This is a genomic window from Streptomyces sp. NPDC051104 (assembly GCF_040682835.1).
GTDB lineage: Bacteria > Actinomycetota > Actinomycetes > Streptomycetales > Streptomycetaceae > Streptomyces > Streptomyces cynarae.
On the sequence record NZ_JBFBBS010000002.1, the window covers coordinates 107,583 to 132,114 of the forward strand.

At 71.1% G+C, this 24,532-nt stretch carries 24 protein-coding genes and 3 pseudogenes; 11 read left to right on the forward strand and 16 right to left on the reverse strand.

The window, feature by feature from the left end:
- Positions 1-113: 113 nt before the first annotated feature.
- Positions 114-371, forward strand: a complete 258-nt coding sequence (locus tag AB0N14_RS05170; RefSeq protein WP_366024354.1) for a type II toxin-antitoxin system VapB family antitoxin — start codon at positions 114-116, stop codon at positions 369-371.
- On the forward strand, positions 368-781 hold the full coding sequence (locus tag AB0N14_RS05175; protein WP_366024355.1) for a PIN domain nuclease: 414 nt from the start codon (positions 368-370) through the stop codon (positions 779-781). The genes AB0N14_RS05170 and AB0N14_RS05175 overlap by 4 nt, the downstream gene beginning before the upstream one ends.
- A 49-nt stretch (positions 782-830) precedes the next feature.
- On the opposite strand, the gene AB0N14_RS05180 is transcribed toward AB0N14_RS05175, so the two are convergent.
- The 6 genes and pseudogenes from AB0N14_RS05180 to AB0N14_RS05205 all read right to left on the reverse strand — a co-directional run bounded on the left by AB0N14_RS05180 (position 831) and on the right by AB0N14_RS05205 (position 6,925).
- The gene (locus AB0N14_RS05180; RefSeq protein WP_366024356.1) at positions 831-2,513 is read right to left on the reverse strand and encodes an SWIM zinc finger family protein; all 1,683 of its coding nucleotides are present in this window, start codon (positions 2,511-2,513) and stop codon (positions 831-833) included.
- Positions 2,514-3,096: 583 nt separating this feature from the next.
- Positions 3,097-3,219: pseudogene (locus AB0N14_RS05185) on the reverse strand (VapC toxin family PIN domain ribonuclease); the annotation flags it as partial.
- A gap of 345 nt (positions 3,220-3,564) precedes the next feature.
- The gene (locus AB0N14_RS05190) at positions 3,565-3,951 is read right to left on the reverse strand and encodes a GNAT family N-acetyltransferase (protein WP_366024357.1); all 387 of its coding nucleotides are present in this window, start codon (positions 3,949-3,951) and stop codon (positions 3,565-3,567) included.
- 186 nt (positions 3,952-4,137) lie between these two features.
- Positions 4,138-4,747, reverse strand: a pseudogene (locus tag AB0N14_RS05195) (superoxide dismutase).
- 613 nt (positions 4,748-5,360) lie between these two features.
- The gene (locus tag AB0N14_RS05200; protein WP_366024358.1) at positions 5,361-5,978 is read right to left on the reverse strand and encodes a sigma-70 family RNA polymerase sigma factor; all 618 of its coding nucleotides are present in this window, start codon (positions 5,976-5,978) and stop codon (positions 5,361-5,363) included.
- A 191-nt stretch (positions 5,979-6,169) separates the two neighbouring features.
- On the reverse strand, positions 6,170-6,925 hold the full coding sequence (locus tag AB0N14_RS05205; RefSeq protein WP_366024359.1) for a hypothetical protein: 756 nt from the start codon (positions 6,923-6,925) through the stop codon (positions 6,170-6,172).
- A gap of 246 nt (positions 6,926-7,171) precedes the next feature.
- On the opposite strand from AB0N14_RS05205, the gene AB0N14_RS05210 reads away from it, so the two are divergent.
- From AB0N14_RS05210 to AB0N14_RS05220, 3 genes are all read left to right on the forward strand, one after another.
- Positions 7,172-8,314 (forward strand): MFS transporter, encoded by a 1,143-nt coding sequence (locus AB0N14_RS05210; protein ID WP_366024360.1) that lies wholly within the window; start codon positions 7,172-7,174, stop codon positions 8,312-8,314.
- Positions 8,311-8,919, forward strand: coding sequence for a hypothetical protein (locus AB0N14_RS05215; protein WP_366024361.1), 609 nt, complete (start codon positions 8,311-8,313; stop codon positions 8,917-8,919). Before AB0N14_RS05210 ends, AB0N14_RS05215 begins: the two co-directional genes overlap by 4 nt.
- Positions 8,920-8,997: 78 nt before the next feature.
- Positions 8,998-9,351, forward strand: a complete 354-nt coding sequence (locus AB0N14_RS05220; RefSeq protein WP_366024362.1) for a hypothetical protein — start codon at positions 8,998-9,000, stop codon at positions 9,349-9,351.
- On the opposite strand, the gene AB0N14_RS05225 is transcribed toward AB0N14_RS05220, so the two are convergent.
- Positions 9,348-10,520 carry an acyl-CoA dehydrogenase family protein gene (locus AB0N14_RS05225; protein ID WP_366024363.1) on the reverse strand — a complete coding sequence of 391 codons (1,173 nt, stop codon included), beginning with the start codon at positions 10,518-10,520 and terminating at the stop codon, positions 9,348-9,350. The two genes, AB0N14_RS05220 and AB0N14_RS05225, sit on opposite strands and share 4 nt — an antisense overlap.
- Positions 10,521-10,645: 125 nt before the next feature.
- Here AB0N14_RS05225 and AB0N14_RS05230 point away from each other — a divergent pair, with 125 nt between their 5' ends.
- Complete coding sequence (locus tag AB0N14_RS05230; RefSeq protein ID WP_366024364.1) at positions 10,646-12,382, forward strand: CoA transferase; 1,737 nt, start codon at positions 10,646-10,648, stop codon at positions 12,380-12,382.
- The gene (locus AB0N14_RS05235; RefSeq protein WP_366024365.1) at positions 12,379-14,133 is read left to right on the forward strand and encodes a class I adenylate-forming enzyme family protein; all 1,755 of its coding nucleotides are present in this window, start codon (positions 12,379-12,381) and stop codon (positions 14,131-14,133) included. Before AB0N14_RS05230 ends, AB0N14_RS05235 begins: the two co-directional genes overlap by 4 nt.
- Here AB0N14_RS05235 and AB0N14_RS05240 read toward each other — a convergent pair.
- The 7 genes and pseudogenes from AB0N14_RS05240 to AB0N14_RS05270 all read right to left on the reverse strand — a co-directional run bounded on the left by AB0N14_RS05240 (position 14,108) and on the right by AB0N14_RS05270 (position 19,831).
- A complete protein-coding gene (locus AB0N14_RS05240; protein WP_366024366.1) occupies positions 14,108-14,929 on the reverse strand; it encodes a zinc ABC transporter substrate-binding protein in 822 nt (273 codons plus the stop codon). The genes AB0N14_RS05235 and AB0N14_RS05240 overlap by 26 nt on opposite strands.
- A complete protein-coding gene (locus AB0N14_RS05245; protein ID WP_366024367.1) occupies positions 14,878-15,756 on the reverse strand; it encodes a metal ABC transporter permease in 879 nt (292 codons plus the stop codon). Before AB0N14_RS05245 ends, AB0N14_RS05240 begins: the two co-directional genes overlap by 52 nt.
- Positions 15,753-16,388 carry an ABC transporter ATP-binding protein gene (locus tag AB0N14_RS05250; RefSeq protein WP_366024368.1) on the reverse strand — a complete coding sequence of 212 codons (636 nt, stop codon included), beginning with the start codon at positions 16,386-16,388 and terminating at the stop codon, positions 15,753-15,755. Before AB0N14_RS05250 ends, AB0N14_RS05245 begins: the two co-directional genes overlap by 4 nt.
- Entirely contained in the window at positions 16,334-17,008 is a 675-nt protein-coding gene (locus tag AB0N14_RS05255; protein ID WP_366024369.1) for a copper chaperone PCu(A)C, read from the reverse strand. Before AB0N14_RS05255 ends, AB0N14_RS05250 begins: the two co-directional genes overlap by 55 nt.
- Positions 17,005-19,224: pseudogene (locus AB0N14_RS05260) on the reverse strand (heavy metal translocating P-type ATPase). Before AB0N14_RS05260 ends, AB0N14_RS05255 begins: the two are co-directional and overlap by 4 nt.
- Positions 19,221-19,466: a hypothetical protein gene (locus AB0N14_RS05265; protein WP_366024599.1), complete on the reverse strand. Its 246-nt coding sequence runs from the start codon at positions 19,464-19,466 to the stop codon at positions 19,221-19,223. Before AB0N14_RS05265 ends, AB0N14_RS05260 begins: the two are co-directional and overlap by 4 nt.
- Positions 19,467-19,621: 155 nt before the next feature.
- Positions 19,622-19,831, reverse strand: coding sequence for a hypothetical protein (locus AB0N14_RS05270; protein WP_366024370.1), 210 nt, complete (start codon positions 19,829-19,831; stop codon positions 19,622-19,624).
- A 373-nt stretch (positions 19,832-20,204) separates the two neighbouring features.
- Between AB0N14_RS05270 and AB0N14_RS05275 the strand changes: the two genes are divergently transcribed.
- The gene (locus AB0N14_RS05275; RefSeq protein WP_366024371.1) at positions 20,205-20,420 is read left to right on the forward strand and encodes a heavy-metal-associated domain-containing protein; all 216 of its coding nucleotides are present in this window, start codon (positions 20,205-20,207) and stop codon (positions 20,418-20,420) included.
- Positions 20,421-20,527: 107 nt separating this feature from the next.
- Here the strand turns inward: AB0N14_RS05275 and AB0N14_RS05280 are convergent, their stop codons facing one another.
- Positions 20,528-21,265, reverse strand: a complete 738-nt coding sequence (locus tag AB0N14_RS05280) for a YcnI family protein (protein ID WP_366024372.1) — start codon at positions 21,263-21,265, stop codon at positions 20,528-20,530.
- Between the two features lie 41 nt (positions 21,266-21,306).
- The gene (locus AB0N14_RS05285; RefSeq protein ID WP_366024373.1) at positions 21,307-21,891 is read right to left on the reverse strand and encodes a hypothetical protein; all 585 of its coding nucleotides are present in this window, start codon (positions 21,889-21,891) and stop codon (positions 21,307-21,309) included.
- Between the two features lie 320 nt (positions 21,892-22,211).
- Here AB0N14_RS05285 and AB0N14_RS05290 point away from each other — a divergent pair, with 320 nt between their 5' ends.
- The 3 genes from AB0N14_RS05290 to AB0N14_RS05300 all read left to right on the forward strand — a co-directional run bounded on the left by AB0N14_RS05290 (position 22,212) and on the right by AB0N14_RS05300 (position 24,520).
- On the forward strand, positions 22,212-22,427 hold the full coding sequence (locus AB0N14_RS05290) for a hypothetical protein (protein ID WP_366024374.1): 216 nt from the start codon (positions 22,212-22,214) through the stop codon (positions 22,425-22,427).
- 359 nt (positions 22,428-22,786) lie between these two features.
- Positions 22,787-23,665, forward strand: coding sequence for a transposase (locus tag AB0N14_RS05295; RefSeq protein WP_366024375.1), 879 nt, complete (start codon positions 22,787-22,789; stop codon positions 23,663-23,665).
- A 126-nt stretch (positions 23,666-23,791) separates the two neighbouring features.
- The gene (locus tag AB0N14_RS05300; RefSeq protein WP_366024376.1) at positions 23,792-24,520 is read left to right on the forward strand and encodes a transposase; all 729 of its coding nucleotides are present in this window, start codon (positions 23,792-23,794) and stop codon (positions 24,518-24,520) included.
- Positions 24,521-24,532: the final 12 nt, after the last annotated feature.

Here is a 24,532-nt window from a genome sequence, read left to right on the forward strand (position 1 = left end):
GCCAAACCTTTGCGCTGTGTCACTACGCGCGAGCACCTCCACGCAGGGCCACTCGCCCATACATACGGGAACATGTATCTTGATATCCGATGCCGTATACACAAGGGAGTGTCATGAGCCGCACCGTGATCGATCTCGACGACGAGGCACTGGAGGCCGCCGCCAAGGAGCTCGGCACCACGACCAAGCGTGACACCATCAACACCGCCCTGCGGGAGGTCACCGCCCGCTACCGGCGGCTTCGCGCTCTCGGAGAAGCCCGCGAACTGGTCGCCGAAGGCGCCCTGGACATGGACGTCCTCCTCGACAAGAGCAAGTACCGGCCCGCCGGCGAGCCGGACGGTGTCAACAGCGCGGGAGCGGATGCGTGACCGTCGCCGACTACCTGATCGACACCTCCGCCCTCGCCCGCGTCCTCCTCGGCCGGACCACGGCCGAGTGGGACGACACGATCGCCGCGGGGCTCGTCGCTCTGTGCGACATCACCGAACTGGAAGTCCTCTACTCAGCACGCTCGGCGGCGGACCGGGAGCATGTGAAGCGCACGTTGAACGCCCACTACACCTGGTGCCCCATGCCCGACGGCAGCTATCGACGCGCACGCGTGGTCCAGGAACTGCTCACCACCAAGGGCGAGCACCGCAGTGCGGGCCCCGTCGACCTGTTGGTCGCCGCCGCCGCGGAAGAGGCGGGGCTGACCCTGCTTCACTACGACCGCGACTTCGAGACGATCGCCCGTATGACCGGACAGCCCGTACGCATGATCGACCTCAGGGACTGAGGAGCAGCGTCCGGCACGCAGTGAGCGGGCACTGGGCCCGCAACCTCCTTTACAGCCCGTACCGGTCGAGGATGCTCATCAGCTTGCGCCGGCGTTTCAGTTCCGTCCGCAGACCGGCGAGATACTCGGTGAACGCCTCCTGCGTCCCCAGCGCACGATGGCAGTCACGGGCACCCAGCAGCAGCCGCACCAGTCGCTCGTAGGCACGGTCGCCGGTCGGCTCCTTCAGCCGCTCGACCAGCCGCAGGTAGACCGCGAGCGCCTCGGCCGGGTGCGTCTCACGCGACAGGCCGGCGAGCTGTTCCCACTGCCGGTCATCGGCGAAGCCGGCGGCCTCGCGCCAGGCCGCGTCCACATCACCGTCATCAAACAGCGCGTCGATCAGCACCGGCCCGCCGTACCAGCCGCCGCGCTCACGGAGGGCGTCTTCCCTCAGAGCGGCCAGCGCGGCTACGCGCTCAGCCTCCCAGCGCTCCGCCGCCTGAGCGGCAGAGCGCAGCTTCCGGTACGCGGCCAGGGACCGCTCGATACGGAACCGGTCCCGCCGCACCGCGACCGCGTCGGCCGCCCGCCCCGCCTCCGCGTACCGGAGGTACACATGGTCGACCAGACGGCCGTCGATGTGCGCCTCGGCGGCGCAGTCCCGAAGACCGCGCTCCGCCCACGCGAGCGCCTCGTCCGCGCGGCCTGCCGATTCCAGTTCCTCGGCGATGCGCAGATGTGTGGAACCGGACGGGTCGAGGTCCTGCGCGTACAGCGCGACCAGCGCGTCGACGTCGCCCTCCACCTTGACCAGGCGTTCCATGAGGTACCGCTCCGCCCAGCCGGACGGCCTGCGTCGCCGCGCCTCGGCCGCCAGCTGCCGCATGCGGGCCAGCCCGCTCGGTCCCAGCACGTCGCCGTAGTCGAGCGGGTCCAGGTCCGTCACCTCGCTGTCGTCGCCGAGCACATGACCGACCAGCCACTCGGCCAGCCGATCCGGATCGGGGCGTGCGACCTGGCAGGCCCCCAGATGGGCCTCGGCCACCGCGGCGGCGGCCTCCCCGACCACACCGTCGGAGTCGTCGATCTCCCCGTACGCCTCCCCCAGCACCCGGATCGCCTCCTCGGCCAGACCGACCGCCCGCGCCGCCTGCCCGTCGGCTGTCAGGGCGCGCAGCGCGGCCGCCGCCTCGGCCACCTGTCGCGCATACCCTGACGCATCCGCATACTCGACGCACCCGTACCGGGCGAACGGCCGCGGATCGATCAGGGCAATGATCCGATCCCGGACCGTACCGAGGTCGGAACGAGCAGCGGCGGCCCGCAGCTCCAAGCACCGACGCAGTTCCCGGTCCTCGGCGATCCGCTCCCGCACCAGCGCCAGGAGTTCGTCACGTGACAGCTGCGAAAGCCACGCTTCCAAGCCGGAAGCTCGTGCCCGTGCCGCAGCCCGCTGATGCGGGATCGTCTGCGCCCGCCGCAGCACGGTCAGCCCCACCGCCACGCGGTGCTTGCAGAAGTTGCCCTCCTGCCCGTACGGGCAGTCGCACCACCCCGAGATCGCCTCACCCCCACCAATGGTGAGCTCCACCTCGTAGACATCCGTACCGTGCACCACGGCGGTGACCGAGCTCTCTCCCACCTCCAGACCGCGCACCGCGTCCAGATACCCCAGCCCCCGTTCGAAGGACCGAGCCCCGGCCAGCGCCCGCAGATCGTCCTCGCCGAATGCCACCACTGTCCGTGCCACACCGGTATTCAACCGCGGAGCGGCAGGCGGGGAGACCGAGGACCTCCGCCGTCCGCACATGGGTGGCCGCAGGACCCCACTCACCGCTCCCGCCCGACCCGTACGACGGCGTCGCGTTCGGCACCGACGCCGAGGAGATCATCGCGGGCTGCGCCCCAACCTCTCCCACACCGACGTACGCCGGCTCGCCCACGCCGTCGACAACGGCCGCGCGGTCACCATGCAGCACGTCGCGTCCACCGGACACCGTACGATCTTCACGGTCAGCAACCTGGAACTCGACCCGCCGTGCTGTACGCGTGGTGTCATCTACGCGAAGACGAGCGGGTGTTCACGCTGTCGCGGATTCACGGAGTGATGCCGGCTTGACGCCGAAGCGGCGGGCCAGGGCGTACGAGGCGGCCGTGCAGGCTTTGGCAGGACCGGGCCGTGCAGCGGGCCTGCCGGCCTCGCACCCCGGCCTGGGTGTCCTCGAACCGCCCCTGAGGAAAGCCCCGTTGGCCCAATCTCGCACTGTGTGACCGTCGGCGAGTTCCCACGAACTGCATCGACGGATGCGGCTCCGTGGCATCAGTCGCTTTCGTCAGGCGCGCGCGTCCCGCTGCTCTACTTCCTTCAGCACCGCCGCCGCAGTAGTGAAGTCGTTGTCCACGTGAAGCACGGTGTGACCGTGGTGCACCGCGGTGGCGCACACCAGGAGATCGACCTGCACGCACTCGGCGGGTGCCCTACAGGCCCCGAGCCGACTTCCAGGCCTTCCGCCCATGACGCCAACCGGGCCACACTGTCCCCTGCGTGTCCCCTGCGGGTCCGCTCGTGCCCGTCCTCATGCGCCGCAGACACGACGCGTTCGACCGTCCGCGCAGGTCGAGGTCTTCGCGTAGGAGGGGAGTTGAACTCTTGCGCAGCGGAATGCCTTACCGATGAAAAAGGCCCCGCCCTCTTCGCCCGAGGGTGGGGCCGGGCAGCATTTTCGCAGGTCAGCCACCTGTTCACAGGCTAGCGAGTCGCCAATCCGTTGGGAACGGGCTGCGTGAGTTTGTCTTACGCCCTACCGGTATCGGTACATCAGGATGCGTACGCGTCCGTTGGCGTTCGACAGACGAAGCAGCCGGATGGTCCGCCAGCCTCGCGTGCGGTACAGGGTCAGCGCGGGTGCGGCGTGGGGGTGTGTGATCAGCCAGCGGGGCCCTGTGGGGGTGGCCGCGGTGAGTGTGTCGTGGAGGGCGGCGCCGATGCCGTGGCCGCGTGCGTGCGGGACGACGGCGAGTTCTCGCAACTCCAAGGGCTGGGACCCGTTTGCGGGTGGCCGGTCGGCTAGTGCGGCGAGGTGGCAGGCGGGGCGTCCGTAGGCGAATCCGGCCGGGCGGCCCTGGGTGTCGGCCAGGACCAGGGTGAAGCCGGGGTGCTGCGCGTCCTGGGCCAGGCGGCTGAGCATTTGGTCCGTCGTCTGCCGGTGTGGCGCGCCAGGGGTGTTGGGTGAACGCGGCGTGTGCGAGGCGGCTGAGACTGTCGAGGTGTCGCCCGACCTCGGTGGCCGGGATGAGGCGCAGACATATGACGGGGGCGGGCCGGGAAGCCATGGTGGCTTCCCGGCCCGCCGGGGTGAGGTTGTGATGCTGGGTCAGGCGCCGGTTGCCGCGGTGTAGCGGGCAGCGACGTCTTCCCAGTTGACCAGGTCCCACAGCTTGGTGACATAGTCGGGGCGGACGTTCTTGTACTGCAGGTAGTAGGCATGCTCCCAGGCGTCGAAGACGAGGAGCGGGGTGCTGCCCTGGCCGACGTTGCCGTGGTGGTCGTAGACCTGCTCCACGATCAGGCGGCGGCCCAGCGGTTCCCAGGCGAGCACGCCCCAGCCGGAGCCCTGCACGCTGGAGGTGGCCACGGTGAGCTGCTTCTTGAACGCCTCGAAGCCGCCGAGGTGCTCGTCGATGGCGTCGGCCAGCGCCCCGTCGGGTCGGTCGCCGCCGTCCGGGGAGAGGTTCTGCCAGAAGATCGAGTGCAGTACGTGGCCGGACAGGTTGAAGGCGTAGGTCTTCTCCAGGCCGACCAGGGTGGTGGGAGTGATCTGGTCCTTGTCGCGGGCCTCGGCGATCTGTTCCAGGGTGTCGTTGGCGCCCTTGACGTAGGCGGCGTGGTGCTTGGCGTGGTGCCAGTTCCAGGATCTGCCCGGTTATGGCCGGTTCCAGGGCGGCGTAGTCGTAGGACAGGTCGGGAAGTGAGTAGGTGCCCATCAGGCACGTCCCCTTTCCGTGTGGGTGATCGTCCGGGGACAGCCTACGCACTTATTGCGAAGAGCTTGCAACAACTATGGCAATGCATCAGCATGAGTCGTGACGGGGTCGGCCCGTCAGCTTTCGGTAGCGCGGCTCCTCAGTGCTGCTTCCTTCCCGGAAGGTGATCGTCTTCTCACCGGCACCCGCCGGACCCCGGCCGGCCCCGTCCACCGAGTCATCCCTGACAGCTCGGGCACAGCCCGCTCAGCGCGAGGCTCTCCGGACGGAAGGCTGTCGCCCCTGAAGCGGCCCGAAAGACCCCCTCCATTGCCGGGACGGGGATCTGGTCCACTGCTCCACAGCCGGTGCACACCGCATATGGTGCGGCTCCACCGCCAGCCCATAGCCGACCGCCCCGTCCCGGCCAGCTGGTGCACCGTCATCGAAGGGCGTGGGGGTTGAACTCCGGCACAGCGGTGCAAGCAGCTCGCACAGCACGGCGAACAGTGCCGTGCGCGCTCCGCACCGCCATGGACACCCCGGACACACGCACGGCACCCGACGGGTCCATGCGGCCATGGAAGCCGGCGGCCCGGATCTCGGGGATCCAGGCCGCCGTGCGACCGGTCCGTCATGCCGCTACGGCGACCGGCGCGGCCTGCTCGGCCTCGTCCAGCCACTCGATGAGCGAGGTGCGGGCGCGGGCGACCCGCGAGCGGACCGTCCCGATCGGGCAGTTGCTGACGAGGGCAGCCTCCGCGTAGGGAAGTCCGACCATCTGGGTGAGGACGAATGCCTCGCGGCGGTCGTCGGGGAGCGTGTCCAGCAGCTCGGTCAGTGCGATGCCGTCGTCGAAGCCGGGCAGGTCGCGCGGCTGGGTGCGTTCGGCGGCCGACTGCCAATCACCTGTGTCCGACAGGCGGGGGCGGGACGAGTTGTAGCGGATGCTGTCGATGACCGCGCGACGGGCGATGGAGAGCAGCCAGGTGCGGGCCGAGGAGCGGCCTTCGAACCGGTGCAGGCTGCCGAGGGCCCGCAGGAAGGTGTCTTGAGTCAGGTCGTCGGCGTTCTGGGGGTCGGCACTGAGGTACGTCACGTAGTGGCGGACGTCTCGGTGCAGGGCGCGTACGAAGAGGTCGACGGCATCGGGTTCACCGCTGCGGGCGGCGAGGGCCAAGGCCGTGATCGAGTCTTCTCTCGAGTTCTTCCTCGATTGTTCGCGCGATGCGGGCAGGGCAGGAGTGATCACCTGGGATCTGTCCTTTTCGGGAATCAGGTATCCGGCGGCGTCCGGCCGGCGCGCGCCGCAGGGCAGCGGGCGGCACGATCGGAACCCGGTGGTGGGGTGGACGGCCGGGCGCTGGAGCGCACGGCCGATGCCCGAGGCGGGGAACCGACGGCTCGACGGCTGTGGGGACGGCCTCGGGGAACCGGCTGTCGTCAGGCGACAGCGGTCCCGGCGGGCGGGCCCCGAGAGGTGATCGCGTGGGTGAGCAGGAGGCGGCGCGGTGCCCGGTCCGACTCCGCTCGGCGGGCGCGGACGCGTGGCCGGTGCGGAGGCACGGGCAGCCGGAGGAGCAGGCGCAGCGGCGCGAAGAGCCAGCCGGCGACGGCCCGCAGGATGCGGAACGCGGCACGTTCGCCGTACGCGAGCCACAGCGCGCACAGCAGCGCGGCCAGCAGGTGGGCGAGGAGCATGCCGGTCGAGGACGTGGCGGCCATGTCGTGGGCAACGGCGCCGACGGGCGCTGCGGAGGCCATGTGGTACATCGAGCCCATCGAATGCATGGAGCCCATGGAAGGCATGGAGTGCATGGCGGCCATGTCGCGGCCCATGAAGTTCATCTCGTCCATGGAGCCCGCCCCCGACGGCGAACCGCACAGGAGGTAGGTGAGCCACTGCTGGGCGAGCGACCTCCCGCCGGACGGCGCCGGATGGGCGACAGCCTGGGCGAGAGAGAACGACGAGTGGAGTACGGCCTGGGTGGCCACCGCGGCGGAGACGACGAGAAGCGGTCCGCGTTCGCGGTCGGCCAGCCGCCAGGCCATACCGCCCGTCGCCACCGCGCCCGCGGTCATGGCCCACCAGGGCACCGCGGTTCCCGACATCATGACGTGACCCAGGGCGGTGAGCAGCACACAGCAGGCCGCGAACACCGCGGCCCGTACTGTGCGAGAACACCACCCAGCAGTCATGGCGGCCTCATCCTCGCATCCGCGCTTCCATGGTCACCGGGGGGTACGGAAAACGGACTATGCCCCCCTCAGCCCCGAACTTGTGATCCAGGCCACAGTAACGGGCCGGAACTCCTCGGCGGTTGAGCCCGACATCTCTCGAAGCCCCGGAGATTTTCCGGGTGGGGAGGAGGAACGTCGGTGGCGGCGGACCAGAGTCAGATCGGGACAGCGGCCGGAAACGGTCCGGCACGGGTGACTGGCGCCATGACGGCGCTGCTGACGTGCGCCATGGCCTTCTCGATGATGCAGCTGTTCCTGCTCGGCGCGCTCGGACCACGGCTCGTGGACGACCTGAAGGTGTCACCGACCGTGCTGGGATTGACGACGACCGTCGGCTTCGGGGCCGCGGCCGTGCTCTCGCCCGCGGGCGGGCGTGTGGTGGACCGGCTGGGTCCGCGCCGCTGCCTTGTCGCGCTGCTGCTGGTGTCGGCGGCGGCGCTGGCGCTGATCGGATCGGCGCCGGGCACCGGCTTCCTGCTGACGGCGGTCGCGCTGGGCGGACTTCCGCAGGCGCTGGCGAACCCCGCCACGAACAAGGCGATCCTGGCCGCCGTACCGGCGGAGCGGCGGGGCTCGGTGACCGGCATGAAGCAGTCCGGGGTGCAGCTGGGTGCGTTCGCGGCCGGGCTGCCGCTGGCCGCGCTGGCCGGGATGACCGGCTGGCGGGGCGCGGTGTGGACGGCGGCCGGCGCGGCCGTGCTGGCCGCAGTCTGGGCGGCTCGTGCCTTGCCCTCCGACCCGCCGCCGAAGGTTGCGCCGGCCTCGTGGGTCCCGCGTGGCGCAATCGCGTGGCTGGCGCTCTTCTCGCTGCTGCTGGGCTGTGGCATCGCGTCGGTGAACACGTATCTGGCGTTGTACGGCGTGCGGCGGCTGGGGCTCGGGCCGACGGCGGCCGGTGCGCTGGTGGCGGTGCTGGGCATCGCGGGCATCGCCGGGCGGGTGGGCTGGTCGAAGGTGGCGGGACAGCCAGGCCGGGCGGTGTGGCTGCCGGGCGGACTGGCCGCCGGTGCGGTGGGAGCCGCACTGCTGCTGGCGGCCTCGTCGTACGCGCACCCGCTGGCGTGGGCCGCTGCGGTGGCCGTGGGCGTCTTCGCGGTGGCCGCCAACGCGGTCTCGATGGTGCTGGTGATGCAACGTGCGGCGCCCGGCCGGGCCGGACAGGACTCGGCGCTGGTCTCGGCCGGTTTCTTCGCCGGGTTCGCGATCGGCCCGCCGCTGTTCGGGCTGCTGGCGGGCGCAGGGCGGTACGGGACGGGATGGCTGCTGGTCGCCGGAGAGTTCGTGGGGGCGAGTGTGGTGGCGCTGACCTGGGCGCTGCGTGAGCGGCGTTCGGTGGTAGGGCGATGAGCGCGGCGCGTGCGGCGAAGGGCTCGGCGGGCATGGCTCCGCAGCCCCGCCCTGACGTCCCCGACTGGGTGGCTCCGGCGCTGGATTCCGTCTTGGAGCGGGTGGCCGTCACCCAGGCCGCAGTCGGTGACCGTTTCCCGCTGTTCGCCGACCCCTGCACCGGCCGGTGGACGACGACCGGACGTGGCTCGTGGACGGGTGGCTTCTGGGCGGGGCTGCTGTGGCTGTGTGCCCGGTACACATCGGACGACGACGCTCGCGAGGCGGCGGCGAAGTGCACCGGTCGACTCTCGGACTGGGTGCACGCCGACACGGCCGCCCGCGGATTGATCTTCTGGTACGGGACCGCGCTCGCCGACACTCCCGAGGCCATCGATCTGCGAGTTCGAGCCGCCCGCGCCTGCCGGGATGCGTATGACGCCGAACTCGGTCTCGTCCCGTGGGGCTCTGCGTTCGGCGGCCCCCGCCTCCTGGCCCGCGTGGACGGCGTGCCGGGCATGGTGCCGCTCCTGGCAACGGTGGATGAGCAGGCTGCCGAGGCTCACCTGCGCCGCCATCTCGAACTCTGTCTCGACAACGGTTCCTTCGGCTGGTCCTGGCGCTAAGAGCGCCCTGCGCGCTGGGTCCCGTGCGACGATCCGCCGCCTGGCTGGAGCCGGGGCCGGGCCTGGCTGCTGCTGGCCGTGGCCGACGCCGTACACCGTCTCGGCGCCGATGACCTGGCACATGTCGCACGCCACTTGATTGCGGCCCATGCCGTCCCGCCCGCGGACGAGACCCGCCCGCGAGGCCCCCTCGACACCTCCGCCGCCGCCATATCCGCGGTGGCCCTGTTCAAGCTCGGCCGACGTGAACGGGCCGTCCAGGTGCTGCAAGAACTGCTCCGCAGCCATCTCTCGAGCGACGGCCGACTCCTGGACGGCTGCTACGACCTCACCTCAGGAACGGCGACACGGCACGAGCTGATCTGGGGCGACTACTTCCTCGCCTACGCGCTCGCCGCCCTCACCGGCCTCATCGATCCCCACGAAATCTAGGGGGCACGCAGCACCCGGCGCGCGACCGAGGTGATGTGCAGTTCGTCCGGGCCGTCGAGGATCCGGGCCGCCCTGCCGGTGCGGAACAGCGCGGGCAGAGCAGTGTCCGGACCGAGGCCCGCAGCACCGTGTACCTGGATCGCCGCATCGGTCACCTGCTGGAGAGTGCGGGCGGCCGCCACCTTGGCCAGACCCACCTCCACGTGCGCGTCGAGTCCGGCGTCCAGGCGGGCCACGGCCTCGTACACGAGCGGGCGGGTCGTGCGCAGCACGAGCAGCGACTCGAAGACGTGGCGCTGGACGAGCTGAAGGTCTGCGAGCGAGCCGCGGGAGCCGGTACGGGTCGTCGCGCGTGAGCGCATCAGGTGGAAGGCCCGCCCGGCCTGCCCCAGCCAGCGTAGGCAGCGCAGCGTGCGGCCGAGTTGTAGCCGTTCGGCCGCGACGTCCAGTGCCTTGCCGTGCTCGCCGATCAGGTGGTCGTCGTTGACCACGACCCCGTCCAGCTCGATCTCCCACTGCCCGCCCGCGCCGAGCACCGGCAGTTCACGAACCACACGGAAGCCCGGCGAGTTTGTCGGTATCAGGAGCAGTGACAGTCCCTCGCGGTCCGGCGGTGTGCCGTCCGTGCGGGCGAGGACCGTGACGAGGTCGGCGTCGGCCGCCCCGCTGGTGAACCATTTGCGTCCGCCCACCCGCCAGGTTCCGTCGTCCGCGGGTACGGCGCGCGTGGTGGTAAGGAAGGGGTCGGTGCCTGGCGTCTCGGGCTCGGTCATGGCGTAGCAGGCCCGTATGTCTCCGGTGACCAGGCGCTCGGCGTACCGTTCACGGACGGCCGGGCTGGCGTGCCGCCACAGCATCAACGCGTCGAGCAGGGGTGCCGAGCCGAGGGCGGCAGGGCCGTGGTCGCTGGCTCCCTCGGCCTCGGCCACATGGGCGTACGACCGCAACGGCAGCCCTTGGCCGCCGAGTTCCGAGGGAAGCGGGAGCGCCCACAGCCCTTCGGCCTTCGCCTCGCGCTGGAGCCTGCGCAGCACGGCGGCGGCCTCCGCACCGCCGGCGTCCAGTACGGGCTCGCAAGGCATCACCCGTCCACGTACGAACTCCGCAACATGATCCCTCAACGCCGTTGCCTCCGGCGGACAGTGGGGCGTCCCGGTGATCTCGTCCATGCGGGTCTCCGTCACTTTCCTCGTGATCCGCGGGAACCCCGGCCGTCGGCCGTCCGACTCCCTCTTCCGTGGAACAGGTCGGGGGCGACCGTCCCCGGGTTCCCGCGCGTCAGGAAAGGAGAGGCATGGCAACTCCAGCCATACCGGCCGTCGCGCGGACGGCCGGACCACTCGACGGTCTCCGTCTGCAGGGCGACGGTCCGCCGGGCCCGGCGGACGGTCTCATCGCGGAGCATCTGCGGCTGCTGGGCGCTGAGACCGACGGCGGCTCCGGCGGCCGGCTCACCGTCATCGGAGGCGACATCGGTGGTGTCACCGCCCGCAGCACGTGGGGAGAGACCGCGACCGACGAGGCCACTGTCCAGGCGGCGACCGGCATCATGGCCGTGCACGGCCGCCGTGACGGCGCCCCGCGCGGTCTCGCCGTCGACTACGCCGCCACGGCCACCGGCGTGCTTGCCGTGCAGGGCCTGCTGGCCGGGCTGCTGGCTCGGGCGCGCGGCGGGAACGTCACACAGGTCGAGGTCAGCGCCGAGCGGGCCGGGCTGCTCGTGGTCTCCCAGTACCTGGCCGCCGCCGGCGCCGAGGAGGACGAGGCGATCGAGCTCGCTGCGGGCGGGCCGCCGTTCACGTCGGCCGACGGGATCGTCTTCGAGCTGGAGACGCTGGATCCGGGGGTGTGGGCGTCGTTCTGGCGCACCCTGGAGGCCCCTGAGGAATCGATACGCCGGGGGTGGCGGCCCTTCCAGTTCCGGTATGCCACGGCCTGCGCGCCCTTCCCGCAGACGTTGCACGAGGTGACGCGGGCGAACTCCTGGGAGCGGATCCGGTACGCCGCCGAGGTGTCCGGCGCCGATGTGTGCCCGTTGCGGTCGCTCGCCGAGCGGGCGGCCGAGTACGACGGTGCGGCGCCCTGGGAGCTGATCTCTTACGACGAGGCGTACGTGCCCGGCAGTTCCGCCGACGGCCTGCCCCTCGCCGGATTCACCGTCCTGGAAGCCGGGCGGCGTATCCAGGCCCCGCTCGCCGCCGATCTCCTCGGCCTGCTGGGAGCGGAGGTGATCCGGATCGAGCCGCCGGGCGGTGACCCGTTGCGCGGGATGCCGCCCGCCTGCTCCGGCGTCTCGGCGCGCTGGCTGGCGTTGAACCGGGGCAAGAAGGCCGTCGAAGTGGACATCAAGTCCGCGGCCGACCGGGAGCGGCTGCTCGAGATGGCCGCCGACGCGGATGTCTTCCTGCACAACTGGGCGCCGGGCACGGCCGCCCGTCTCGGCCTCGACCGCGAGCACCTGGCCCTCGCCAATCCCGCGCTCGTCTACGCGTACACCAGCGGCTGGGCGGACCGGCTGTCCCAAGCCCCCATGGGTACCGACTTCATGGTGCAGGCCGGCACCGGGGTGGGCGAGGCGGTGCGGCCCGCCGACGAGCCGCCGGCTCCGTCCCTGATGACGCTGCTCGACGTGCTCGGCGGTCTGCTCGGTGCCGAGTCGATCCTGGCGGGGCTGCTGCTGCGGGAGCGCACCGAACGGGGGGTGCGCGTCGACTCGTCGCTGCTCGGCGCCGCCGACGTACTCACCGCACCCCATCGGGCCCGGGCCGCGCAGGGGTTCGACCCGCGCAGGCCGGCGGGGTTTCGCCGCCCGCTGCGCACCGCCGACGGCTGGATTGCCCTAGCCGATCTGTCTGCGGCCCCGTACGACATCGGAGAGCTGTCCACAGACCAGGCGCTGGAGCGGCTGCGTGACCGCGGCCTGGCCGCCGCCCCGGTCGTCACCGACCTCGCCGACCTGCTCTCCTGCGGCCCGATCAACCGCGACGCCTACGGCGCCCCCGCCGTGCCCGAGCCCTGGAGCTTCGCATGACCGTGGACCTGCACGACCTGCTGCCCGCCAAGCTGCGCCGCACCTGGGCCGTCGACGGCACCTGCCCGGACTTGGATCTCTACAGCCTCTACCGCGCCCACCAGGTAGCCGACTTGCACCGCATCGCGGTCATCGACGCCAAGGGAAAGCTCTGTTACACGGCCCTGGACCGCAAGGCGCGATGTCTGGCCGCCGGTCTGTCCGGGCTCGGCATACGCACCGGTGACGTGGTCGGCATACAACTCCCCAACGGACGCAACGCCGTCATCGCCGACCTGGCGCTGGCCGCGCTGGGTGCCATCGCGCTGCCCTTCCCCGTCGGCCGCGGCACTCGCGAGGCGGCCTCCCTGCTGCGCCGGGCAGAGGCGGTCGCCGTGCTCGCCGCCACCGAGCACCGCGGAAACCACCACGCCGCCGATCTGCTCACCCTCGCCGGTGAACTCCCCTCCCTGCGCACGGTGATCGCCGCCGGGCCCGGAGCCCCGGAGGGGACAGTCGCGTTCTCCGCGCTGCTGCTCACCGACCCCACGTCCTTCAAGCCGGCCCGCCCCGACCCCGACTCCGCCGCCCGCATCCTGGTCTCGTCCGGATCCGAGGCCGAGCCGAAGATGGTGGCGTACTCGCACAACGCGCTGGCCGGCGGCCGCGGCAACTTCCTCGCCGCGCTCATGCCGGACAGTCAGCCGCCGCGCTGCCTCTTCCTCGTACCACTGGCCTCCGCCTTCGGTAGCAGCGGCACCGCCGTCACGCTCGCCCGGCACGGTGGAACGCTGGTCCTGCTCGACCACTTCACGCCCGAGGCCGCGCTGGATGCGCTCGCCGCGCACGAGCCCACCCATGTCCTAGGGGTACCGACCATGATCCGGATGATGCTGGACCGGATCGCGGAGGGACACCATCCGGCGTTCACTCCCCCGACGGCGGTCATCGTCGGCGGATCGCCGCTCGACGAAGCCACGGCCGAGGAGGCCCGGCGCGTCTTCGGCTGCCCGGTCGTAAACCTCTACGGCTCGGCCGACGGCGTCAACTGCCACACCGGGCTGTCCGACCCTCCCCTGCGCGGTGAAAGACCGGGCATCCTCGCCGGTCACCCGGACCCGATCGTCGCCGACATATGCATCGCCGTCCCCGGCACCCCCGAACTACAGGAAGCGCCGCGGGGCTCAGTCGGCGAGATCGTCGCCCGCGGCCCGATGACCCCGCTGTGCTACGTCGCCGCCCCCGACCTCGACGCCCGCTACCGCACCGCCGACGGCTGGGTGCGCACCGGCGACCTCGGCCTCATCGACGAGGACGGGAACCTGCGGATCGTCGGGCGCCTGAAGGACGTCGTCATCCGGGGCGGGGCCAACATCAGCCCGGCCGAGGTGGAGATAGAGCTGGCGGCACATCCGCTCGTACGGGACGTGGTGTGCGTCGGCGTGCCCGATCCGCTGATGGGCGAGCGGCTGGCCGCCTGCGTCGTGCCGCGGGGCGAGGCGGCGCCCACGTTGGAGGAACTGTGCGCGCACCTGGACGGGCGCGGCCTGGAGCAGCGCAAGCACCCGGAACGTCTCCTGGTCGTACCGGAGTTGCCGCTCACCCCGGCGGGCAAGCCGGACCGGGCGCAGCTGCGCGACGGACCTCGGCGCAGGCGCCGAGGTCCGTCGCGCAGGCAGTCTGACCCCCACGAGAGCGGGCCGCCCGGAGCCTCCGGGCGGCCTCGCGCTCACGACGCACCCCAGGTCAGGAAGAGGTCATCGCCTTCTTGATCGTCTCCGCGGCGTTCTTGTAGACCGCCAGCAGATCCAGGTCCTTGCCCGGGTAGTTGACGATCTCCACCTGCCGCGCGCCGGAGTCCGGCAGCACCGTGCCCGTCGTCATGTGGACGTTGTCCAGGACGAACGCCGGCTTCTTCGTCTCCAGATCGGCCAGCTGCTTGGCGGTCACGGCCTGCGGACCGTAGGTGCCGCGCAGGTCCGCACCCGCCATCTTCGCCGACCAGGCGGAGAAGACCTGCGCGACGACGGCCGGCGCCTTGCCGCCCGGCCATGCGGCCTTCAGCTCCTTCTGCAGCGCGCTGTATTCGCTCTTGAAGGAGGTGTTCCATTTCGCGGCGGCATCCTGGGTGCCGAACAGCTTGCCCAGTCGCGTGACGTCCGCACTCGTGGTGGCGACGTCGTTGTCGAGGTTCATCTCGACCATCTTCGCGCTCGAGCCGGCAGCGTCCTTGATCTTCTTGGCGTACGGCTCGAAGGACGCGTACAGCACGAAGTCGGCCCCCGCGACCGCGGCGAGGTCGGACGGCTTGGGGTCGTAGTCCGGAGCGTGCTGCACGGACGACGGGACGATGACCTTCACGTCCTTGGCACCGGCGGCCTTGGCGAGGGCGCCCTCCCAGGTGGTGGTGGCCACGACGACAGGGCCGCCGCCGTTCTTTTTCGAGGTCCTGTCGCCGCTGCCGGCCTTGTCGGAGCCGCAGGCGGTGGCCGTCAGCGTCAACGCGGTGGTCAGGCTCAGTGCGACGAGGGAAGGGACACGGACGGTGCGGACGCGGGTGCGCGCCATGAGCGGATTCTCCGTTCGGGGATGAGGTGCACGGCCAGGACCAGGACCCCGGCCGTCAGGACGAGCACGGGCCCGGGCGGCCAGTCGAGCTTCAGCGCGACGAGGAACCCGGTGAGGTTCACGGCGACGCCGATGCCGACCGCCCAGGCGGTGATGGACTTCAGGGACGTGCCCAGCCGCCGGGCGGCGAGCGCGGGCAGGAGGGTCAGCGCGTCGACGAGCAGCGCGCCGGTCAGCTTGAGGGCGCCGGCGACGGACACCGCGACGAGCACGAGCAGCAGGAGGGTGAGCCTGTCGACGCGCACCCCGGAGGAGAGGGCGAGTTCACGGTCGTAGAGCAGGAGCGCGAGGTCGCGGCGGCGCCACCAGAACAGGGCCGGTACGACGACGGCGAGCACGCCCAGCAGCCACAGGTCGGCCGTGCCCACCGACAGGATCGAGCCCCACAGCAGCGCGAACGCACCTTGCGCGTTGACGCCGGACACGGCCAGGACGAGTAGCGCGGCGGCGATCGCCAGGCTCATCAGCAGGCCCATCGCGCCCGATAGGCCGTCCGGGGTGCGGGCGAGCGGCGCGACCCCTGCCCCGGCGAGGGCGCAGGCGACCAGCGCGCACAGCATGGGGTCGAGCCCGGTCAGCAGTCCGACCGCGATGCCCAGGAGCGCGACGTGCATCATCGCGAACCGGACCGGCATGATGTCGAGCCCGACGATCACGACACCGATCACCGGAAGGCCGACGGCCGCCAAGAGCAGGGCGGCTCCGGCCCGTTGTACGGGTATGAGCTGCAGGAGCGTTTCGAGGTCGGCGGCGGCAAGGTTGTTCACCGGACCTCCCTGAGCCGGCCGGCGGCCATCTCCAGCACTCGGTCGCAGCGGTCGGCCAGCGCCCGGTCGTGCGTGACGGCCACGACGGTCACCGGCAGCGACAACAGGACGTCGGCCGCCTCCTCCTGCCCGGCGAAGTCAAGCGCGGCGGTGGGCTCGTCGGCCAGCAGCACCCCCGCCCCGGCCGCGACACAGCCGACCGCGCGCGCCAGATACATGCGCTGCAACTGGCCACCCGACAGCGTGTGCAGCGGTCGGCCGGTCAACGACCCGACACCCAGCTTCTCCGCCGCCTGCACCGCTTCGGCCGGTGCCCCACCGCTCGCCAACAACTCGCTTCCCAGCAGCGGGAATCTGCCGACTGCGGGCTTCTGCGGGATCCAGGCGCACGCCCGGCGCCGCCACGCCCACTCGGCCGCCGCGCCGGTGCCCCGGCCACCGACCAGGATCTCCCCGTCGGCCTGACGGTGCAGGCCCAGCACGGCACGTAGCAGCGTGGTCTTCCCCGACCCGTTGGTCCCGGTCAGCGCCACCCGCTCGCCCGCCTCGATGTCGAGATCTACCTCGCGCACGGCCTCTACGCGACCGTGCCGGCAAGCGACCTGGCGCATCCGCATATCCAGCCCGTCCATCCCACCTCCTGTCCGTTCTGCGAGAGGAGTCGGACGGGCAGGGCGATGAGTTCCCGGCGATTCTCGGCGAAGAGACGAGTGCGCGAAGTCTCCGCCGCTTCCGGTCTCAGCCCGTGCCTGGGTGTACCACCACCGCCAAGGTCTTGATCCGCCCGCTGTGCCGAAAGTGCAGCACGAACGGAACGAGGTCCCCGGCACGCCACTTCCCACGCACGGTCACCTTCACGTCCAGGGCCCCACGGTGACATCGCCAGCATGCCGCCCGCCGGGACGATGGCGGATTCCACGGGGCGCATGTACCCGGCGTTGCCGCTCGTCGTCGTGTTGCGGCCGAGCATCGCCCGGTCCACGGCGGTCGAGGTCACACCCGTCAATTCGTCCTCTGCGCCACCCGAGTTGGAGATCCGGAAGAAGGCGGCTGATTCCTCGCCGTCCCCGTACGGGAGGAACACCCGCCCGGACGTGACCTCGACGCGCGCGGGACTGCCCGCCGCCCCGGAGGCGGTCCAGGCGGCGAGACCGCCGAGCGCGAGTACACACGCCGCCACGGGAGCGAGCGCGGCGAGGAACGCCTCGGCGAGTCGGCGCCAGGACGGTCGCCAAACGGCCGGTTCGGTCACCGCGCACCACCCGTCCGCCTCGGTCGGCTCGGCTGCCAGGTGCGCAGCCGCAGGCTGTTGCCCACGACCAGCAGGGAGCTGGCCGACATCGTGGCGGCCGCGAGCATGGGGTTGAGCAGGCCCACGGCGGCGAGCGGCACGGTGACGGCGTTGTAGCCGAACGCCCACAGGAGGTTGGTCCGGATCGTTCCGAGGGTCCGGCGGGCGAGGCGGACCGCGTCCGCGACCGCCTCGATGTCCCCACGGACGAGGGTCACATCGGCGGCCCCGATGGCCATGTCCGTGCCGCTGCCCATGGCGATCCCGAGATCGGCACCGGCCAGCGCGGCGGCATCGTTCACGCCGTCGCCGATCACCGCGACCCGGCACCCCTCCGCCCTCAGCCCGTACGAGCTCCGCCTTGTCCTCGGGGGTACACCGCGCCCGTACGTCATCGATCCCCAGCTCGGCGGCGACGGCGCGGGCGGTGTGCTCGCGGTCGCCCGTGGCCAGCACCGGCCGCACCCCCAGGCGCCGGAGCCGGTCCACGGCACGGTAACTGCCCGGTCGTACGAGGTCCCCGACCGCGATCAGTGCCTCGGGCCCGCGGTCCACCAGCACCAGGACCGGCGTGTGCCGGGCCGTCTCGCACGCGTCCAAGGCACGGGCCAACAGCTCAGGGAGCTCGTTGTCGGGCGAGTGGACTTCCACCAGCCGGCCCTCGACCCGGCCGCTCACGCCCAGCCCGGGCAGTGCCCGGAAGGCGGCCGCCTCGGGCAGCGGCCGTCCGGAGTAGGCGACGATCGCCCGGCCCAGCGGATGCTCGGAGCCCTGCTCGACGGCACCCGCGAGACGCACGACCGCCTCCTTGCCGATCCCGCCCGGCACCTCCGTGACCTGCGTGACACTCATGTGCCCTGTAGTGAGGGTGCCGGTCTTGTCCAGGACGACGGTGTCGATGTGCCGCAGAGCCTCCAGCGCCTGCGGACCGCTGACCAGCACACCGAGCTGGGCGCCGCGGCCGGTGGCGGCCATCAGCGCCGTGGGAGTGGCGAGCCCCAGCGCGCAGGGACAGGCGACGACCAGGACCGCCACGCCCGCGGTGACGGCCGCCTGCGGATCGGTTCCCGCACCGAGCCAGAAGCCGAGCACCGTGACGGCGATCGACAGCACCACTGGCACGAACACCCCCGCCACCGCGTCAGCCAGACGCTGGGCACGCGCCTTGCCCGCCTGCGCCTCGTTCACCAGCTGGGTGATCCGTGCCAGCTGAGTGTCGGCACCGACTGCCGTGGCACGCACCAGCAGCAGCCCGCCCGCATTGACGGCACCGCCGACGACCGCCGAGCCGGGCTGGACCTCGACTGGTTCGCTCTCGCCCGTGACCAGCGAGACATCCACTGCGGAACTGCCTTCCACCACCTCGCCGTCGGTGGCCACCCGCTCTCCCGGCCGGACGACGAAGGTCTGCCCGACCAGCAACTCACCTATGGCAACACGTCGTTCATGCTCGCCTTCCCGCACAGCGACGTCCTTCGCTCCCAGCTCGGCGAGCGACCGCAGCGCCTGCCCGGTGCCGTGCCGGGCTCGTGCTTCCAGGAACCTCCCGGTCAGCACGAACAGCGGTACGGCGACGACGGCTTCCAGGTAGATGTGCGCGCTGCCGTAGCCGACCTCGGCGGACGGCAGCAGGCTGAAGGACATCCGCATGCCGGGGTCGCCCGCGCCACCGAGGAAGAGGGCATAGGAAGACCAGCCGAAGGACGCCACCACGCCCAGCGACACCAGCGTGTCCATGGTCGCCGCCGCATGCCGCAGCCCTCGCACCGCCCGCACGTGGAACGGCCACGCCCCCCACACCGCGACCGGCGCGGCCAGTACGAAACACAGCCACTGCCAGTTCCGGAACTGCAGGGCGGGCACCATCGACAGCACGAGTACGGGCAGCGAGAGCAGCGCGGTGACGACCAGTCGGTCCCGGCCCTCGAACGCGGCTGTCTGCTAGCGGGCAGTTCAGCCATGTACCCGGCGCGCTCGACTGCCGCTACGAGCTCGGCCGGGGTGACGCCCGGCGGATGGTTCACTCGGGCACGCCCCGTGGCCAGGTTGACCGTCGCACTCACGCCGTCCAGCTTGGCCAGCCGCTTCTCCACCCGCCGTACGCAGGCCGCGCAGGTCATGCCGCCGACGATCAGATCCGTGGTCGTCAGGGCGGCCGCCGCCTCCGGGGTCGTCATCCGTGCATCCCGCTCATGCCGCCCATGCCACCACTGTCGCTGTGCGGCACGGTGCCTCCACCGCCGGAACCGGTGCGGGTGCCGGGCATGCCGGGCGCGACCGGTCCATAGGCGGCGCCGACGGCATACGACACCGCGAACATCAGCGCCAGCAGCAGGAGGAAGCCACACAAGGCGGGCGGCGGCACCCGTTTCCTCAGCACCGCACTCGCGCCGGCAAGGAGTTGACGGGACTCATCGATCACAAGGTCTCCTGGTCGCGTCGCACGGCCGCCACTCGGTTCGAGCCGTACCGGTTCAGGAGTCGGAGCCACAGGGGATGGAGTTCCGAAGCTTGCATGTGGCCTGAGTCACGTCAGTGCTCGACCTGTGCGGTTCCGCGCTGCAGTGGAGAAAGTCAGTGCGCCGAACGCCTCGCGTGCGGCCTGCTCCGGCTGCGGTTACGCGGCGGCATACCCGACATCGCCAGCTCGATCAGCACGTGCAGCAACCCGCTCAACGCCAACCCGGCAGCGCAGCCGACCAGAGCACCGAGAGCGTCACCGGCAGCGTAGCCGAGCCAGCCGTACCCGCCGACGGCGACGGCCAAGGTGGCTGTGGTGAGCACCCAGGCTCCACCGGTGACCCGTATTCGGGTGTGTCGAGCCTTCCTGGCCTCCGATTCCCACGGCCATGTCGCATCAGCCCGGTCTGGGGATTCGTGCCGAAGGTCCGCCATCCGGCTGTCCTCCTCGCCAGTGATCCGCACCAAAGCGCGACGCGGTCCAAGTACATTCCCTGGAGGCACTCTTCCCTCATGCCCGGCATCGGAACCGGCGTCCGCCCGCCGGTTCGGAATGCCCCGACAGCACGCGCAGGCGCGCTGTGCGGAACTTTGTGCTCCGCTCAGCCGACCTCTGAGGTGACGGCATCGGCCTGAACACCCGCACCCGCGGATCCGTAGGCCACCCAAAGCCCCTTAGGCACCCAGGAGTTCCCCTATGGCCCAGAAGCAGTACAACGTCACCGGCATCAGCTGCGAGCACTGCGCGGCGAGCATCAGGGAAGAGGTTTCCGAGGTGCCCGGGGTGAGCGACGTCGTGGTCGACGTCGCCACGAACTCCGTCACCGTGCACGGCACGGATCTCGACGACGGGCGGCTGCGCGCGGCGATCGTCGAGGCGGGGTACGGCGTCACCGACCCGGTCGCCGTCTGACCCGACGGCGGAGCGGGCCGTACGCGACCGACTCTCATCCGTCGCGCGTCACATCGAAAGACGGGTGCCCTGCCGACGGGTCTTCGGCCGGCAGGGCAGGCGCCGCTTTAATCGGCCCGGGACCCAGCGGAGCGGCCGCGCAGGACGGCGAACACCGCCGCGGCCAGCCCCAGCACGCCGACGACCAGTCCAGCGACACCCAGACCGCGGGCGGTCGAGTCACTGTCCGACGCGGTCGACTTCGAGCTGTCGGAGGTCTTCGGGTTCGCCGACGAGGCGGTCGCGCTGCCGCCGTCCTCTGCCGCCTTGGCGGTGAGCTTGAGCACGGGTGCCGGGTTCTCCGGCTCCTGACCGCCCTGGGCCTCCCCGATCCACCGCACGACCTTGCCGTCGGAGTACGTCTGCAGGGTCTTGAAGGTGAGCTGGTCGGTGTCGTCGGGCAGCTGACCGAAGGCGACGTTGAAGTCCTCGTAGTGGCCGGGGTCGATCTTGCCGCCGGTCCAGGTGATCTCGGAGACCGTGTCGGTGATGGTGCCGTCGTCGGTCTTGACCGGCGTCTTGAGCTTGGTGTTGGTGACCTTGGCGGTCCAGCCGTCCTGCGGGGAGACGAGCACGCCGAGGACGGGGTGGTCGGTGGGCAGGAACACCTGGACCTGCTTGGTGCTCGCGTTGTCCTCCTCGTTGGGGACGCGGAAGGTCAGGACGCCGTCGGTGGCGCCCTTGGCGTAGCTGTCGGGGTGGACGGTGACGTGCGCGGAGGCGACGCCGGCGGCAGCGAGGAGTCCGGCGGCGGTCAGGGCGGTGACGGCGCCGGCGCGGCGCAGAGTGGTGCGGGTCCTGGACATGAGGTGAGGGATCTCCGTACGGAAGAAAGTGATGTCGGGGGTCAGCTCGCGTACGACATCCCCATCGGCGGCCCCCGCCGGTGCACGACATTCCTCAGCCGTGCCTGCCTCAGCGACCACGGCTCACCGGCAGCCCGACCTACGAGCCCGTGCGCGTCCGGTACTCCCCGCGACCCGCCGACAGCCTGCCACCAGGCGGCAAGCCCCGGCACGAACGCGACCGCCCCGCGCAGCAGCGACCACAGCGCCGCCTCGCCTCGCCGCAGCCACCAGGTCAGCACAAAGGCCGCCCCGACATGGGCGGCAGTGGCGTGTTGCGTCAGCGCATGCGCGTGGGCCATCCGCGTGCCGTGCATGACCATCGCCGCGTGATGCGGCTGCAAGGCGTGGAAGAGGAGATGCAGCCCACCCTGGGCAGCCAGAGTCCCCACGCCGATCGCGGCCAGCGACCGCTCCCGGCCGCCCAGCAGACAGCCGCCCGCAAAGACCGGCACGAACGCGGCGACCTGCACCCACACCGGCGGCGGCGCACCCATCGCCAGGGCATGTCCTCCGGCACCGAGCAGCACGCACAGCACGGCGAACACCGCCGCGCGCACGCTCCGCACCGGCAGGGACACACTCACGACACCCGATGCTGCCACGCAGCAAGAAGATCTTTCCCCTCGCCCATGCATACGCATCACCGCCCACGAACCACCTGGCCAATCCGACCCCTTTAACCAGTCGGAGGCGGCGGCCGTTCAGTTCCCGGCCACCTTGGCGAAATCGAAGCACCGGAAGCAGAGCAAGGAGCACAGGCGTACGCCGTCCGCCCACACGCCCCCACACGCGACGGGGTCGCGCGTCCGCCGCATCCGCGCCGGGTATCTCCCGGACAGTCCCCCGCGGCCACCGGCCCTGGCAACGGAGCACCGCAACCCCATGTCCACGGAGGTGGAGCAGCATGACCGACACCAGCGGGCTGGAGCCCGTCGCCACGTTCTGCGGCAACTGCAACTGCGGCTGCCCCCAACTGTTCGTCGACCCCAGCGCCACGGACGACCGCCGGATCATCCTCACCGACGACTTCGGCCAGCGCGTCCAGATGAGCGCCGACCAGTTCTCCTCGATCGTCGCCGACGCCAAGGCAGGCAAACTGGACGGCATCGCCCTGCCCTGACCCGCCTCCCGATGCCGGGTGGCTACGCCAGTAAGAACGGAGACCGGCTGCAGTCGGCTGCCAAGAACGCTCAGCCGACGCTGATGACGGACCTGTTGGTGAGTTACGCTCGCGCTGCGGCGTATCGGAGCCGGCCGTCAGCCGCAGCCGCGTTCGCCACCGGTCAGGCCGCCGTCTGTCAGGAGCAGCAGTCGCATCCCGGGGGCAGCCGCAGACGCTCGTCTCCGCGGCTACGTCAGCCGCGGAGGTGGGGGCCACGGGGACTCCGCTGCGCAATTCGCTGCGGGGGTGAGGGTGGGTCGGCGATGATCGTTCCTGAGGTCGCTTCTTCTGTTGTGCGGCCATGGAGGCGGTAGGACATGTCGATGCGGCCGGTGGGGCTGCCGGAGGTCCCGGAGCAGACCGTGATGGTGGCCCGGGCGGCGTTCCCGAAGGGGAGCCTGGCGATACGGGTGCGGGACCGCCTCGCGGAGGTCTTCGCTGATGAGCCGTTCACGGAGGCGTTCGGGGTGCGCGGGGCGCCGGGACTGTCGCCGGGGGCGTTGTCGCTGGTGACGGTGTTGCAGTTCGCGGAGGACCTGACGGACCGGCAGGCCGCGGCGATGGCGGTGCGGGCGATCGACTGGAAATACGCGCTCGGGGTGGAACTGACGGACATCGGCTTCGACGCCAGTGTGCTATGCCGGTTCCGGGCACGGCTCGCGGACAACGGCATGGAACGGGTCGTCTTCGACCGGCTCCTGGAGCACTGCAAGGACGCCGGCCTGGTGGCGGCCGGGGGTAAGCAGCGAACCGACTCCACCCATGTGATCAGCGCGGTGCGGGACTTGAACCGCCTGGAGTTGGCCGGCGAGAGTGTGCGGGCGGCTCTGGAGGCCCTCGCGGTCGCGGCCCCGGCCTGGCTGGCCGGGCAGATCGACGTGACGGAGTTCGCCGAGCGGTACGGGCCCAGGATCGACGGCTGGAAGATGCCTCCCTCGCAGACCAAGCGCGATCGCCTCGCCCAGGTCTTCGGCCAGGACGCCCTCGCCTTGTGCCAGGCCGCCTGGGCTGCTGACGCCCCGGCGTGGATCCGTGAGATCGAGGCCGTGGCCCTGCTGCGGCAGGTCCTGGTGCAGACCTACATCATCCGCAGCGACGCCCGGGGACGGCAGGTGATCAAGAAGCGGGACGCCGACGACGGCGTCCCGCCCGGTCAACTCCGCCTGGCCTCCCCCTACGACGCGGACGCACGCTGAGCGGCCAAGGGCGACGATCTCTTCTGGTGCGGCTACAAGATCCATCTCACGGAAACCTGCACCACACTCCCCGACACCGACACCGACACCGACGCGGACGCGGACGCGGACGCCGGGACAGGGGTGATGCCGAACCTGATCACCGATGTGCACACCACCGACGCGACGGTGCCGGACGTGAAGGCGACCGCGCCGATCCAGCACAAGCTCGCCGAGCACGGGGTGAAGCCGGCCGAGCACTACCTCGACTCCGGCTACCCGTCGGCTGACCTGATCACCAAGGCTATGAAGCAGGGCGTCCACATGGGCACCCCGGTCCTCCTGGACCGCTCCGCGCAGGCCAAGGCCGCCGCCGGCTTCGACAAGACCGCCTTCACCATCAACTGGAAGACTCGCCAGGTCCGCTGCCCCGCCGGCCAGACCAGTTCCCACTGGAACCCCGTCAAGCAGCATGGCAAAAACGCCATCGTGATCACCTTCAGCGTCCTGACCTGCCGCGAGTGCCCCTTCCAGCAGCAGTGCACCGCCTCGAAACTCGGACGCCGCATGCTCACCCTGCGGCCCGAGGAACTCCACGAGAACCTCGCCCGGGCCCGCGCCGAACAGAAGACCGACACCTGGAAGAACAAGTACGCCCTCCGCGCCGGCGTTGAGGGCACCATCAACCAGGCCATCGACATCACCGGCATCCGCCAGGCCCGCTACCGCGGCCTGCCGAAAGTCCGCCTCCAACACGCCTTCTCCGCCACCGCACTCAACATCGTCAGACTCGACGCCCACTGGACCACCGGCCCCCTCGACCGCACCCGCCGCAGCAGCAGACTCGAACGGCTCAGCTACCGACTCTCCGCCTGAACGAATTGCGCA